Origin of the sequence: Tepidiforma thermophila, from assembly GCF_002563855.1 — a bacterium.
GTDB classification, from domain to species: Bacteria; Chloroflexota; Dehalococcoidia; order Tepidiformales; family Tepidiformaceae; genus Tepidiforma; species Tepidiforma thermophila.
In genome coordinates, this window is sequence record NZ_PDJQ01000001.1 from 2,505,108 (window position 1) to 2,518,025 (window position 12,918).

Consider the following 12,918-nt stretch of genomic DNA (forward strand, 5'->3'; position numbering starts at 1 on the left):
TGCTATTGAAGCACACGGGCGGGAGGAGGGGGCAAACGGGGTGTGCTCAGGCCGGCTCGCGGACGCCTTCGCCGGAGGTGGAGAGGTCGACTGCCTGGCCGCCGCGGGTAAGGAGGAGCGGGCGGGTCTTATTGACGACGCAATCGGCGTTGACGACGCACTTCTTGATGTCGGTGCGGCCGGGGATTTCGTACATGACGTCCATGAGGGTTTCTTCGAGGACGGTGCGGAGGCCGCGTGCGCCGGTCTTGTGTTTGATGGCGAGGTCGGCGATGGCGCGGAGGGCATCGTCGGTGAAGACGAGTTCGACGCCGTCCATGGCGAAGTAGCGCTGGTACTGCTTGACGAGGGCGTTCTTCGGTTCGGTAAGGATGCGGACGAGGGCATCCTCGTCGAGGGACTGGAGGCCGACGACCATGGGGAGGCGGCCGACGAATTCGGGAATGAGGCCGAATTCGAGGAGGTCGTCGTGGGTGACGTGGGAGAGCAGCTCGTCTTTGCGCTTCTGGCCGCGGAAGCCGCGCTGGGCGGCCTGGAAGCCGAGGCGGACGTGGTCGCGGGTGAGGCGCTTTTCGATGATGTTTTCGAGGCCCTCGAAGGCGCCGCCGCAGATGAAGAGGATGTTGGCGGTGTTGATTTGGAGGAAGTCCTGGTGGGGGTGCTTGCGGCCGCCCTGGGGCGGGACATTGGCGATGCACCCTTCAATGATTTTGAGGAGGGCCTGCTGGACGCCTTCGCCGGAAACGTCGCGGGTGATCGACGGGTTGTCGCCCTTGCGCGCGATCTTATCGATTTCGTCGATGTAGATGATGCCGCGCTCGGCCTTCTGGATGTCGAAGTCCGCGGCCTGGATGAGGTGGAGGAGGATGTTCTCGACGTCCTCGCCGACGTAGCCGGCCTCGGTGAGGGCGGTGGCATCGGCGATAGAGAAGGGGACGTCGAGGAGTTTTGCGAGTGTCTTGGCGAGGTAGGTCTTACCGACGCCGGTGGGGCCGACGAGGAGGATGTTCGACTTTTCGAGTTCGATGTCGCCGTCGGTGTTGTGGCCGATGCGCTTGTAATGGTTGTAGACGGCGACGGAGAGGACCTTCTTGGCCTGTTCCTGGCCGATGACGTATTCGTTGAGGTGTTCGTAGATTTTTCGGGGCGGGGGGACGTTCTGGACGGTGACGGTGCCGTGGCGGCTTCCGGAACCGGACGCGGCCTGACCGTTCTCCTCGTCGATGATTTCGCGGCAGAGGTCGACGCATTCGTCGCAGATGTAGACGGCGCCGGGGCCGGCGATGAGGCGCCGGACCTGGTCCTGGCTCTTGCCGCAGAAGGAGCAATGGTACTGGACGCGGTTGGTTCGATTGGTGGCCAAGGCGGTGGTGTCCCCTCTGCGTAGTTCGGTGCTATTTGCCGTCCGCCACGGGGCGGAGGAGTTCGTCGACGAAGCCGTATTCTTTGGCGCCCTCGGCGTCGAGGTAGAAGTCGCGGTCGAAGTCGCGGGTGACGCGTTCGACGGGCTGGCCGGTGTGCTTTGCGATGATGTTCCGGATGATTTCGTTGTTGCGAAGGATCTCCTTCGCGGCGATTTCGATGTCGGCGGCCTGCCCGCGGGCTCCGCCGAGGGCCTGGTGCATGTGGACGGTGGCATTCGGGAGGGCGTAGCGCTTGCCCTTGGCGCCGGCGCAGAGAAGCACGGTGGCCATGGAGGCGGTTTGCCCGACGGCGATGGTGGAGACGTCGGGCTCGATGAGCTGCATGGTGTCGTAGATGGCGAGGCCGGCGGTAATGACGCCGCCGGGGGAGTGGATGTAGAGCGAGATATCGCGCTCGGGGTCTTCGCGCTGGAGGTAGAGGAGCTGGGCGACGATCAGGTTGGCGACCTGGTCATCGATGGGGGTGCCGAGGAAGACGATCCGCTCCTTGAGGAGGAGGGAGAAGATGTCGAAGGCGCGTTCGGAGCGGGGGCCGGATTCGATGACGGTCGGGATGACGTCGTAGATGAGCGGGTGGATGCGCGGGGGCTGATTCATGCCTGTTCCTCCTGGAGTTCGCCCCGGGCGAGGGCGCTAAGGCGTTCGAGGGTCTTCCGCGAGAGCAGGTTGCGGCGGATAGTGGCGACCCCCTCTTCGGTGGCGAACATCTGGCGGAACCGTTCGGCATCGTCGCCCATGGGCGCGACCAGCGAATCGAGCTCCTGTTCTATCTCTTCGGCGGAAACGGTAATCCCTTCAGCCTCGGCGAGTTTTTCGAGGACGAGGGAGCGCTTGACGCGGGTTTCCGCGGCTTCCCGCCACGTTTCGCGGAACTCCTGTTCCGTCCGGCCGATGGTCTGGAGGTAGGCCAGGTACTGCTGGCGGTCGTTGCCCATGGCGTCGCGGATGAGGTGGTCAATTTCGTGCTCGACGAGGATCCGCGGGTATTCGATCGTGGCTATTTCGACGAGCTTATCGACGGCTGCCGTGCGGAAGCGGTTTTCGGCGGCTTCTTCGAGGGTGCGGCGGAGGTCGGCCTCGATGCGCTCGCGAAGGGCCTGCAGGGTGGGGAATTCGTCGGCGTTGATGGACTGGGCGAACTCGTCATCGAGCGCCGGGAGCTGTTCTTCCTTCACCTCGTGGACGGTGATGGTGAAGGTTGCGGTTTTGCCGCGGAACCGCTCGATGTGGAAGTCATCGGGGAAGGTGATGTCGAAGGTCCGGGACTTGCCCTTTTCGAGGCCGAGGAAGGCTTCTGCAAGGCCTTCGACGAAGAGGGTTTCGCCGTCGCGGAGCTGGAACTCGGCGCCGTCATCGCGGAGGACTTCTTCGCCGTCGATGGTAGCCGAGACATCGGCGATGAGGATGTCGTTCCACTGGACCGGGCGATCGACCGGGACGTGGGTTGCGTGGCGCTTGCGGAGCGCTTCGAGCTGCTGGTCGACCATGTCGGGGGTGACTTCGACCGGCTCGCGCTCGACGCGGATGCTGCGGTAGTCGTTCAGTTCGACGGTGGGGCGAACCGGGACGATGGCCTTGAAGCGCAAAGGTTCGAGGGAGTCGATCTGGAGCTCAGGCTGGCCGATGGCCGGGACGTCCTGGGCTTCGATGGCCTCGTTGTAGACATCGGGGACGAGGTCATCGAGGGCTTCGCGGATGAGGCCCTGGCGGCCGAAGGCGCGCTCAACGATGGCGCGGGGGGCCTTGCCTGGGCGGAAGCCGGGGAAGCGGTTGCGCTTCGCGATTCGGCGGTAGGCGGCGTCGAGCGACCGCTCGAGACGCTCGTCGTCGACTTCAATTTCGAGCTGGACGCGGCTCTCGGGGAGCCGCTCAAGGGTTACCTTCACGGGCTGAAACGTTCCTCCGCTTCGAGTATAGCAAACGGTTCGGCCTGGGCCCGGCAGGGCCCGGCAGGGCCCGGCCCGGCGTCAGCGGACCGCCTGCGTGCGAGGCTCGAGGAGGTCGACGAGGGCGTCGCCGAGGAGGTTCCAGGCGAAGAAGAAGAGGGTGACCGGGATGGCCGGTGCGAGGAGGAGGTGCGGGTAGCGCTCGAAGGTCTGGGGGCCGGCACCCGCAGCGATGAGGGAGCCGAAGCTGGCGGTGGGCGGGTCGATGCCGAGACCGAGGAAGCTGAGGGTGACCTCGGCGCCGGCGGTGCCGGCCATGCCGGCGGAGACGCCGACGACGAAGAGGGGGAGGACGCCGGGGAGGATGTGGCGGGTAATGATCCGCCAGGAGGAGGCGCCCATCGCTTCGGCGGCGAGGACGTAGGTTTCTTCGCGGATGGCGAGGGCCTGGCTGCGGACGATGCGGCTGGTGCCGATCCAGGCGAAGGGGACGGTGGCGAAGACGATAATGGCGAATTTGACGAAGGTGCGGGCATCGGAGCCGAGGAAGGTGTTGTCCTGGAGCCAGAAGGCGACGTCGTTGATGCGGGTGCGGAAGGCGGCGGTGATGGCGAGCATGAGGAGGAGGGTGGGGAGGCCGGCGAGGACCTCGCCCACGCGCATGATGAGGGTATCGACCCAGCCGCCCCGGTACCCGGCGAGCAAGCCGAGGCCGAGGCCGAGGACGAGGCTGCCGCTGATGAGCACGACGACGGTGAAGACGACGGTGGTGCGGGCGGCGTAGATGACCCGGCTGGCGAGGTCGCGGCCCAGGGCGTCGGTGCCGAGCCAGTGTTCAGCTGAGGGGCCCTGGCGGGTGGCGCCGGGGACGAGGTTCTGCTGGTACGGGTCGTGGGGTGCGATGAGCGGCGCGAAGATGCCACAGGTGTAGAAGATCGCGAGGTAGACGATGGCGAGCATGGCGAGCTTCTTGCGCAGGAGCTGGCGGAAGAAGCGGCGGCGGGGCGAGGCGGCAGCGCGGGCTTCGACGGCGAGCGGGTCAGCGGCGATGGCGGTGCTCATCCGCGCTGGGCTCCGAGGCGGATACGCGGGTCGATGACCGCGTAGAGGATGTCGATCAGGATGTTGGCCAGGACGAAGAGCACGGAGCCGAAGAGGACGAGGGCGAGGATGACATCGAAATCGGGGGCGAGGACGGCCTCGAAGCTTTCGGCGCCGATGCCGGGGATGCCGAAGAGCTGCTCGACAATGAGCGAGCCGCCGGCGACGCCGGGGAGGGAGAGCCCGATGATGGTGATGAGCGGGAGGAGGGCGTTCCGGGCGATGTGGCGGATGACAACGATCCGCTCGGGGAGGCCCTTGGCCCGGGCGGTGCGGACATAGTCCTCTTTCATGACGCTGATGACGGAGGCGCGGACGAAGCGGGCGATGCCGGCGGTCCCGGGGAGGGAGAGGACGAGGATGGGCAGGATGATGTTGGCGCTGGTGAAGCCTTCCCAGCCGAGCCCGACGAGGTCGAGCCTGACGGCGAAGAGCCACTGGAGGAAGGGGATAGCGACGAAGATGGGGATGGCGTCGATGGCGAGCCAGAAGGAGATGGTGGCCGGGTCGAGGAAGGTGCCGCGGGCGAGGGCGGCATAGATGCCTGCGGCGATGCCGAGGAAGAAGCTGATGACGAGGGCGATAAGGCCGAGGCGGGCGGAGACCCAGATCTTGGGAAGGATGATTTCGGAGACGGTGAAGGTCTGGTGGCGGGTTGAGATGCCGAGGTCGCCGCGGAGGAGGTTCTGCATGTACTTGACGTACTGGATGTGAATCGGCTGGTCGTAGCCGTACTTTTTGCGGAGCAGCGCAGCCTCTTCCTCCTGGTAGCGCTGGCCGAGGAGGGTGTCGACGGGGTCGCCGGGGGCGAGCCGGAGCATGTAGAAGACGATGACTGAGATGGCGAAGAGCACCGGGATCGCCCAGAGGAGACGGCGGACGATGTAACCGGCGAGGCCCGGTGCCACGGGTCACGGCTCCTTGATTTCGACGTACCGGAACTTCGGGATGGTCATTGGGGCATCGGGCAGGCCCTGGACGCACGGCTTGACGAGCATGTGCTCCACGGACCAGAAGGTGGGGATGATGGAGGCGTCATCGATGATCTTCTGCTCTGCCTGGGCGTAGAGCTGGTAGCGGCGCTCGCGGTTGGTTTCGACGCGGGCCTGCTTGAGGAGGGCGTCGACTTCGGGGTTCCGGTACTTCGTGTAGTTGAGGGGGCTGTCAGAGGCGAAGAGCTTGCCGAGGAAGTTCTCGGGGTCGGGGTAGTCGGCGGACCAGCCGTCGCTCTGGATCTGGAAGTTGCCCTGGCGCTGTTCGCGGAGGAAGGCGGCGGTATCGATCGCCTGGAGCTCGACGGTGACGCCGAGGACGTTTTGCCAGTTTTCCTGGATCGCGACGAGAAGGTCGCCGGGGGCTGCCCCGCTGCCGGCGTAGGTGAGGATGATGCGGGGCATGCTGCCTGCGTACTTGGATTCGGACAGGAGCTGCTTCGCGCGCTGCGGGTCGTAGGGGTAGGTTTTCACGGAGCTGGAGCGGCCGGGCATGGCGCCGGGGGCGATGCCGCCCGCGACCTCGTAGTAGTTGAAGAGGAGGACCGTGTTGATGGTCTCGCGGTCGATGGACATGGCGAAGGCCTGGCGGACCTTCGGGTCATCGAACGGGGGCTTATTGGGATTGAGGGTGAAGTAGAAGGTGGCGAGCCCGCGGTAGGAGCGGTACTGCTTCGAGAGGGGGTTCGAGCCATCGAGGATGGAATCGAGGAGCGAGGCAGGGACAGGGGTGAGGTGGATTTCGTCGTTCTGGTACTGGGTGAGGAGGGAGCCGCCGCCGAGCTGGAAGATAACCTCATCAACCTTCGGGGCGCCGAGGTGGTAGCGGGGGTTCTTCACGAGGCGGATGCGCTCGGCAGGCTTGAACTCGGCGAGGCGGAAGGGACCGGTGCCGTTCGGGTTGCGGGTCCAGTTGCGGGGGTCGGCCTCGATCTGCTGGCGGTCGACGACGAAGGAGACCGGGTAGGTCAGTTCGAAGATGAAGTAGTCGGACGGTTCGATGAGGTCGATCTGGAGGGTGCGCTCATCGATGACTTTGACGCCGGAGACGGAGGGGGCGCGGCCCTGGAAGCGGTCCTTGAGGCCGACGATATTGCCGAGGTAGGCGACGACGGTGGGGGAGGCGTTGGCGGGGTCGGCGGCGCGCTCGATGGAGTACTTGACGTCCTCGGCGGTGACGCGGCGCTGGTTGCCGGTGTGGAAGACGACGTTATCGCGGAGGCGGAAGGTGTAGGTGCGGCCGCCGTTGGAGACCTCCCAGCTCTCGGCGATATCGCCGACGACCTTGAGGTCGGGGTCGAGGGTAACGAGGCCGCCGAAGATTTCGACGACGTACTCGCTGGTCGAGACATCGACGACCTGGATCGGGTCGAGGACGGTGTTGGGCTGGGAGCCGGGGATGATGAGCGACTTACCGGAGCAGATGCCGCCGGCGGAGGAGCGCGGGCGGTCGTCGCCGCCGGGCGAGGCCGGGGCCGCATCGTCGTTGCCGCCGCCGGCGAGGGCGATGACGAAGACGACCCCGACGGCAAGGATGAGGAATGCGACGACGCCCATCATGAGGGCGAGCATGCGGTTCGACATCGTTCGGACTCCTGCGGCGGCGCTGGGCGAAGCCGGCGCTGGGGGCGCTGATTCGGCGCCCCGGATGGCCTACAAGCGTACACGGCGGCAGGGGCTCAGGGGATCACCTCGCGCACAGGGCGGCGAAAAGAGCGCTTTACTGCGGCACGATCACGCGGATGCCGAGCTCTTCGAGCTGCTTCGGGTCGACCGGGGCGGGTGCACCCATGAGGGGGTCGGTGCCGGAGGAGGCCTTGGGGAAGGCGATGACGTCGCGGATGTTTTCGGTGCCGACGAGGGACATCATGAGGCGGTCGATGCCCATGCCGACGCCGCCTTCGGGGGGGACGCCGTAGTCGAGGGCATCGAGGATGACGCCGAAGCGCTCCTGCTGCTCTTCGCGGGAGTAGCCCATGAGCTCGAATACCTTTTCCTGGTGACGCCGCTTGTTGATCCGGATGGAGCCGCCGCCGATTTCAACGCCGTTGAGGACGAGGTCGTACTGGCGGGCGATGACGGCGCCAGGGTCGGTATCGAGGAGGGGCTCGTGTTCAGGGAGGAAGCCGCTGAAGGGGTTGTGGGTGGCATCCCAGCGGTTCTCTTCGGGCCGCCACTCGAGGAGCGGAAAGCCGGTGACCCAGGCCATGCGGTAGACGGAGGGGTCCTTGAGGCCGAGGCGGGTGCCGAGCTCGTCGCGAACTTCGTGGAGGGAGCGGGCGACGACGGCAGGCTGGTCGGCGACGATGAAGACCATGTCGCCATTGCGGGCACCGGTGCGGGCGCGGATCGCGTCCAGCTCCTCCGGGGTGAGGAATTTCGCGATGGGCGCGCGGGGCTCGCCGGGGAGGAAGCCGATGTAGGCGAGGCCTTTGGCGCCGCCGGAGCGGGCGATTTCGGTGAGCTCGTCGATCTCGCGGCGGGTCATCTCGGCGCGGCCTTCGACGCGGATGGCCTTGACCTGGCCGCCGGCGGCGAGGGCGCCGGCGAAGACCTGGAAGGCCGTGCCGCGGACGGCATCGGAGATGTCGACGAATTCGAGGCCGAAGCGGAGGTCGGGCCGGTCGATGCCGTACTTCTCCATGCATTCGGCGTAGGTGAGCCGGGGGATGGAGCGCGAGGGGAGCTTTGCGGTGCCGAAGCGGGAGAGGACTTCGACGTAGAGGTCTTCGATGAGGCCCATGACGTCGTTTTCGTCGACGAAAGCCATTTCGAGGTCGAGCTGGGTGTGCTCGGCGACGCGGTTGGCACGGAAGTCTTCGTCGCGGTAGCAGCGGGCGAGCTGGAAGTACTTTTCGAAGCCAGCAGCCATGAGGAGCTGCTTGAGGATCTGGGGCGACTGCGGGAGGGCGAAGAAGGTGCCCGGGCGGATGCGGGCTGGGACGAGGAAGTCGCGGGCGCCTTCAGGGGTGCTTTTGACGAGGGTGGGGGTTTCGATTTCGTAGAAGCCGCGGCTGCTAAGGTAGTCGCGGATGAAGCGGACCACTTCGTGGCGGAGCTTGATCACGCTGGCGACCTCGGGCCGGCGGAGGTCGAGGTAGCGGTACTTGAGGCGGAGGTGCTCGTCGACGTCGGCGGGCTCGTTGATGTAGAAGGGCGGCGTGTGGGCCTCGGCGAGGACGGTGCAGGCGGAGGGGATGACCTCGACCTCACCGGTCGGGAGGTTTGGGTTGACGGTGGCGGGGCTGCGGAGTGCGACGGTGCCCTTCACCTGGAGGACCCACTCGACGCGGGCGCGGTGGGCGATGGCGTGGGCCTCGGGGTTGTCGGGGTTAAAGACGACCTGGACGATGCCGGAGGTGTCGCGGAGGTCGATAAAGATGAGGCCGCCATGGTCGCGGCGGCGGTGGACCCAGCCGGCGAGAGTCACGGCCCGGCCTTCGTCGGAGCGGCGGAGCTCGCCGCAGTAGGCATCCTTGAGCATGTCCGACAGGGTAGCGGAGGCGGGGCTTACGCGGTGTGGCGGGCTGGCGGCGCGAATGGTTCGAGCTCTTCGCGGAAGGCCTGCTCGACGGCGGCGTCGACGCGGCGGCGGAAACGGCCGTAGGCTTCGACCAGGCGACGGCCGTCCTCGGTGAGGGTCGAATGCCCGCCGCCGGCGCCGCCGACTTCGGAACGGACGAGCTGGAATCCGAGGTTGGCCTCGAGTTCGCGGACCTTGCCCCAGGCGCGTCGGTAGGAGAGGCCCATGGCGGCGGCTGCGGCGGCGAGGGAGCCGGTCTCGCCGACGAGGGTCAGGAGGCGAAGCCGATAGTCGGACATGACGAGCCGGCCGCCGGCTTCGAGCCAGAGTTTGCAGCGGGGCGCCAGGTTGGCCATGGGATCAGCCTAGCCTTCCGGCGTGCCGGTGGCCACCGGCCCCGGCTGAAAGGCGAGGACGGCGGCAACGAGCATCGCGGACGGCACGCGGAAGCGGAGTTCCCACTGGAGGCCGGGCAGAGCATCCGTGGCGGTGCGGTACCGTTCTGAGCGGGGAAATTCGTCGAGCAGTTCGAGTGCGAGGCCGGCATCGGCGAGGGAGGTGAGCAGGTCGCCGAGCGTCCAGGGATTGTCGCCGGGGCGGAACGGGAAGTAGCCGCGGGCCACGACAAGGAGCCCCTTGTGGAGGCCGACGACGTTCGCGAAGGGGTGGCGGTCATAGAGGACGAGGCGGCCGGCGGGGGCGAGCAGGGCAGCGACGCTGGCGGCCCAGCGGTCGAGGTCGGCATCGGGGGCGAGGCCGCCCCAGCAGTGGTAGATGAGGTCGAAGCTGCCGGGCATGCGGGCGGCGAGCTCTTCGAGGGCGCCGAACTGCCAGGCGAGGGCGAGCCCGGCGGCGTCGGCGAGGCGGCGGCCGGGCTCGGCGTCGGCCTCTGCGGGGGCCCAGGCGGTCACGCTCGCGCCGAGGTTAACGAGGGAGAGGGCCTCTTCGGCCTGGTTTTCCGGGGAGACCGGCCCGACGAGGGCGCGGAGGCCGGCGGGCTCACCGAGCGCGGCGGTTTCGTCTTCGGAGAAGCAGGAGCCGCCGTGGGCGTAGAAGGCCGGGTCGATTTCGAACCAGGCCGGGGATGGTTCGAGGGTCCGGCTCATGCGTTGAGGTCGGAGCGGGACGACTGGATGGGCATGACGTGGGAGTAGTCGTTGATGGTGAGGATGACGCGGCGGGTATCGGCGGCGCGCATGACGCTGATGGAGGTGTGGTGGACCGGGACGAGGTGGTCGAAGGGGGAACCGAAGACGTCGCTGAGGATGGCGTTGATGACGCCGCCGTGGCAGACGACGGCGACGCGCATGCCGATCGACTCTTCGATGATGCGGTCCATGGCGCGGAAGACGCGCTGGCGGAAGGCGTCGACGTCCTCGCAGAAGGGGTAGGCGCTGTGCTTGCGGGTGCGGGTGACCTCGCGGTAGACCTCGACGAGCTGTTCGCGGGTGTAGATATCGAGGAGGCCCTTGTCCTGCGGGGCGCGCTGCCAGAGGTCGATTTCGCGGAGGTCGGGGATGACGACGGGCTCCATGCCGTGGTGGACGGCGATGGCCTTTGCGGTGTCGTACGCGCGGCGCATATCGGAGGAGTAGACGCGGCCGAGGCGCGCGGGGGCGAGCCGTCGGCCGACGGCTTCGGCCTGCTTCTGGCCGAGTTCCGAGAGGGGGGCATCGTAGGCCTGGCCGAGGGGGATGTTCTCAAAGAACTTCTGCTCGCCGTGACGGATGAGCAGGATTTCGACCATGCCCTCGAAGGAATCGACGAAGGGGTTTTCGAGGTCGATGGTGCGGACGCGGCGGACGGCGGTCATGCGAGGTTGACTCCGGGCATGGCGACGGCTGCGAGGTCCGGTTCGACACGCTGGACGTATTCGCTGGCTGCGACGAAGGCGCGGAGGCCCCGGACGAGGGCTTCGAGGTCTTCGTGGTTCATCTCGATGAGGATGCGGCGGGTGAAGATCTCGGTGCCGGTTTCGAGGCGGGAGCAGGTGGCTTCGCCCTGCGCGGTGAGGAAGTTGCGGACGAGGCGGCGGTCGGTGTCGTCGTCTTCGCGGCGGACGAGGCCGGCTTTGACGAGGCGGTCGACGATGCCGGAGATGGTCGGCGGGGTGACGCCGAGGCGGGCGGCGAGTTCGCCGGCGGTGACGCCGGGCTCTTCGCGGACCAGGAAGAGGACGCGGAGCTGGGCGGTGGTGAGGCCCATTTCGGCCCAGGCGCGAAAGCGGAGGGGGTCGAAGAGGTTGACGGTTTCGCCGAAGAGCCGGATTGCCGCGTCGACGGCGCTTTCGGATGCGGGAGGAGACTGCACGGGACGCCTCGAATGTCGTTCGTCGGTACGGAGGGAACTGTACCACCGTCGGCGGCTTGCCTCCTCCCCGGCGGGGGCGGGCATACTTGGAATGATGGCACTCGATCTCGACCCGGGTAGGGCTGCGCTGGGCAACCCGCGGCTGATTGCTGCCATCGTGGCGGAGATGGACGGCGGGGCGATCCCGTTCCAGCGGTTTATGGAGCTGGCGCTCTACCACCCGGAGCACGGCTACTACCGGAAGCGGGGGCGGATCGGGCGGCAGGGGGATTTCCTGACCAGCCCGGTGATCCACCCGATGTTCGGGTGGGCGGTTGCCGGGTGGTGCCGGGAGGTGTGGGAGCGGCTGGGGAGGCCGTCGCCGTTCACGATTTTCGAGCCGGGCGCGGGCGAGGGGCACCTCGCGCGGGCGGTGCTGGACTGGGCGGAGGGGCGCGACCCGGCGTTCGCCGCAGTGGTCCGGTACGTCGCGATCGAGCCGAACAGCCCGGGCGATGACCCGCGGGTGAGCTGGCAGGCGCCGCCGGTCGCGCCTGCGGATGCGGGCGTCGTCGTGGCGAATGAGCTGTTCGACGCATTCCCGGTCCGGCTGTTCGAGGGGACGCCGCGGGGGCCGGTCGAAGTGTACGTCCGATGGGACGGCGAGCGGTTCGTGGAGGAGCGGGGGCCGGTCGCAACGATCGACGATGCGCCGGCGGAGGGCCGCTTCGAGGTGAACCCGGCAGCCTACCCGGCGATGACGAGCCTCTGCGGGCTGGTGGAGCGGGGAGCGGTGCTGGTGTTCGACTACGGGTACCCGCAGGAGGAGCTCTGGGCGCCGTGGCGGACGCAGGGCACGCTGCTCTGCTTCTACCGGCACACGGCACACGAGAACCCGTACATCCACGTGGGCGAACAGGACCTGACCGCACACGTGAACCTGTCGGAGCTGCTGGCGGCGATTGACGATGCGGGCATGCAGGCGTGGGGGCCGGTGTCGCAGCGGGAGTTCCTGTACAGCATCGGGCTGCCGGGGCTGGTGGAGGCGGCGCGGGGGGACCTGCAGGAGTACTTCACGCGGAGGCGGGCGCTGGAGCAGCTGACGGACGGGGCCGGGCTTGGGCGCATCCGGGTGATTGCGGGGACGCGGGACATCGACGGCACGCCGCCGGGGTTCGAGCCGCTGCCATGACGCACGGGACGAACGGGCAGGAGCCGGCCGTTCGGGCGCCGATTCAGCCGGGCGAGCAGGCGCCGGATTTCGAGCTGCCGGCGGTGCCCGACGGCGGCGAGCCGTACACGGTCCGCCTGCGCGACCTGCTGAAGAACGGGCGGGTGCTGCTGGTGTTCTACCAGGACGACGGGATGCCGATCTGCACGAGCGAGCTGAAGGCGTTCGCGCAGGAGTACGAGACGCTGCGGCAGGCGGGCGTGCAGGTGTTCGGGATCAACACGAACGGTATAGGCTCGCACGCAAAGTTCCATGCGCGGGACCACTTTCCGTTCCCGCTGATCAGCGACTTCTATGGCGAGGCGGTGAAGGCGTACGGCTTCTGGGACCCGGAGGAGCGGAAGTCGCGCAGGGGCGTGGTGGTGATTGGACGGGACGGGCGGGTGGAGTACGTGCTGCCGCACTTCAACCCGGGGAGCCTTGCGGCGTTCGAAGGGGTGTTCCGGGCGCTCGGGCTGTACGACGGCTGAGC

The 12,918-nt window shown here is 67.6% G+C and carries 13 protein-coding genes; 2 read left to right on the top strand and 11 right to left on the bottom strand.

Going from position 1 to position 12,918, the window contains the following annotated elements; all coding sequences use genetic code 11:
• Nucleotides 1-46 precede the first annotated feature (46 nt).
• The 11 genes from clpX to A9A59_RS13570 form a co-directional block, all read right to left on the bottom strand.
• Nucleotides 47-1,363: an ATP-dependent Clp protease ATP-binding subunit ClpX gene (gene clpX, locus A9A59_RS12180; protein ID WP_098504524.1), complete on the bottom strand. Its 1,317-nt coding sequence runs from the start codon at nucleotides 1,361-1,363 to the stop codon at nucleotides 47-49.
• A 31-nt stretch (nucleotides 1,364-1,394) separates the two neighbouring features.
• Nucleotides 1,395-2,021 (bottom strand): ATP-dependent Clp protease proteolytic subunit, encoded by a 627-nt coding sequence (locus tag A9A59_RS12185; RefSeq protein WP_098504525.1) that lies wholly within the window; start codon nucleotides 2,019-2,021, stop codon nucleotides 1,395-1,397.
• The gene (gene tig, locus A9A59_RS12190) at nucleotides 2,018-3,310 is read right to left on the bottom strand and encodes a trigger factor (RefSeq protein WP_165772709.1); all 1,293 of its coding nucleotides are present in this window, start codon (nucleotides 3,308-3,310) and stop codon (nucleotides 2,018-2,020) included. Before tig ends, A9A59_RS12185 begins: the two co-directional genes overlap by 4 nt.
• An 81-nt stretch (nucleotides 3,311-3,391) precedes the next feature.
• Nucleotides 3,392-4,372 carry an ABC transporter permease gene (locus A9A59_RS12195; RefSeq protein WP_098504527.1) on the bottom strand — a complete coding sequence of 327 codons (981 nt, stop codon included), beginning with the start codon at nucleotides 4,370-4,372 and terminating at the stop codon, nucleotides 3,392-3,394.
• Entirely contained in the window at nucleotides 4,369-5,319 is a 951-nt protein-coding gene (locus A9A59_RS12200; protein ID WP_098504528.1) for an ABC transporter permease, read from the bottom strand. The genes A9A59_RS12195 and A9A59_RS12200 overlap by 4 nt, the downstream gene beginning before the upstream one ends.
• A gap of 3 nt (nucleotides 5,320-5,322) precedes the next feature.
• Nucleotides 5,323-6,987: a peptide ABC transporter substrate-binding protein gene (locus tag A9A59_RS12205; protein WP_098504529.1), complete on the bottom strand. Its 1,665-nt coding sequence runs from the start codon at nucleotides 6,985-6,987 to the stop codon at nucleotides 5,323-5,325.
• Between the two features lie 136 nt (nucleotides 6,988-7,123).
• Nucleotides 7,124-8,887 (bottom strand): aspartate--tRNA ligase, encoded by a 1,764-nt coding sequence (gene aspS / locus A9A59_RS12210; RefSeq protein ID WP_098504530.1) that lies wholly within the window; start codon nucleotides 8,885-8,887, stop codon nucleotides 7,124-7,126.
• A gap of 26 nt (nucleotides 8,888-8,913) precedes the next feature.
• Entirely contained in the window at nucleotides 8,914-9,282 is a 369-nt protein-coding gene (locus A9A59_RS12215; protein WP_098504531.1) for a winged helix-turn-helix domain-containing protein, read from the bottom strand.
• Nucleotides 9,283-9,291: 9 nt separating this feature from the next.
• Nucleotides 9,292-10,032 carry a class I SAM-dependent methyltransferase gene (locus A9A59_RS12220; RefSeq protein ID WP_098504532.1) on the bottom strand — a complete coding sequence of 247 codons (741 nt, stop codon included), beginning with the start codon at nucleotides 10,030-10,032 and terminating at the stop codon, nucleotides 9,292-9,294.
• On the bottom strand, nucleotides 10,029-10,739 hold the full coding sequence (locus A9A59_RS12225) for a histidine phosphatase family protein (RefSeq protein WP_098504533.1): 711 nt from the start codon (nucleotides 10,737-10,739) through the stop codon (nucleotides 10,029-10,031). Before A9A59_RS12225 ends, A9A59_RS12220 begins: the two co-directional genes overlap by 4 nt.
• Nucleotides 10,736-11,236 (bottom strand): MarR family winged helix-turn-helix transcriptional regulator, encoded by a 501-nt coding sequence (locus A9A59_RS13570; protein WP_165772710.1) that lies wholly within the window; start codon nucleotides 11,234-11,236, stop codon nucleotides 10,736-10,738. Before A9A59_RS13570 ends, A9A59_RS12225 begins: the two co-directional genes overlap by 4 nt.
• Nucleotides 11,237-11,330: 94 nt before the next feature.
• Here A9A59_RS13570 and A9A59_RS13575 point away from each other — a divergent pair, with 94 nt between their 5' ends.
• Nucleotides 11,331-12,407: a class I SAM-dependent methyltransferase gene (locus A9A59_RS13575; protein ID WP_165772711.1), complete on the top strand. Its 1,077-nt coding sequence runs from the start codon at nucleotides 11,331-11,333 to the stop codon at nucleotides 12,405-12,407.
• Nucleotides 12,404-12,916: a redoxin domain-containing protein gene (locus A9A59_RS12235; RefSeq protein ID WP_098504535.1), complete on the top strand. Its 513-nt coding sequence runs from the start codon at nucleotides 12,404-12,406 to the stop codon at nucleotides 12,914-12,916. The genes A9A59_RS13575 and A9A59_RS12235 overlap by 4 nt, the downstream gene beginning before the upstream one ends.
• Nucleotides 12,917-12,918: the final 2 nt, after the last annotated feature.

Excerpts from the sequence above, each read along its gene's own strand:
- A9A59_RS12185 (WP_098504525.1), bottom strand. The coding sequence starts at position 2,021 with ATGAATCAGCCCCCGCGCATCCACCCGCTCATCTACGACGTCATCCCG.
- A9A59_RS12195 (WP_098504527.1), bottom strand. The coding sequence starts at position 4,372 with ATGAGCACCGCCATCGCCGCTGACCCGCTCGCCGTCGAAGCCCGCGCT.
- A9A59_RS12205 (WP_098504529.1), bottom strand. The coding sequence starts at position 6,987 with ATGTCGAACCGCATGCTCGCCCTCATGATGGGCGTCGTCGCATTCCTC.
- aspS (WP_098504530.1), bottom strand. The coding sequence starts at position 8,887 with ATGCTCAAGGATGCCTACTGCGGCGAGCTCCGCCGCTCCGACGAAGGC.
- A9A59_RS12215 (WP_098504531.1), bottom strand. The coding sequence starts at position 9,282 with ATGGCCAACCTGGCGCCCCGCTGCAAACTCTGGCTCGAAGCCGGCGGC.
- A9A59_RS12220 (WP_098504532.1), bottom strand. The coding sequence starts at position 10,032 with ATGAGCCGGACCCTCGAACCATCCCCGGCCTGGTTCGAAATCGACCCG.
- A9A59_RS12225 (WP_098504533.1), bottom strand. The coding sequence starts at position 10,739 with ATGACCGCCGTCCGCCGCGTCCGCACCATCGACCTCGAAAACCCCTTC.
- A9A59_RS13575 (WP_165772711.1), top strand. The coding sequence starts at position 11,331 with ATGGCACTCGATCTCGACCCGGGTAGGGCTGCGCTGGGCAACCCGCGG.
- A9A59_RS12235 (WP_098504535.1), top strand. The coding sequence starts at position 12,404 with ATGACGCACGGGACGAACGGGCAGGAGCCGGCCGTTCGGGCGCCGATT.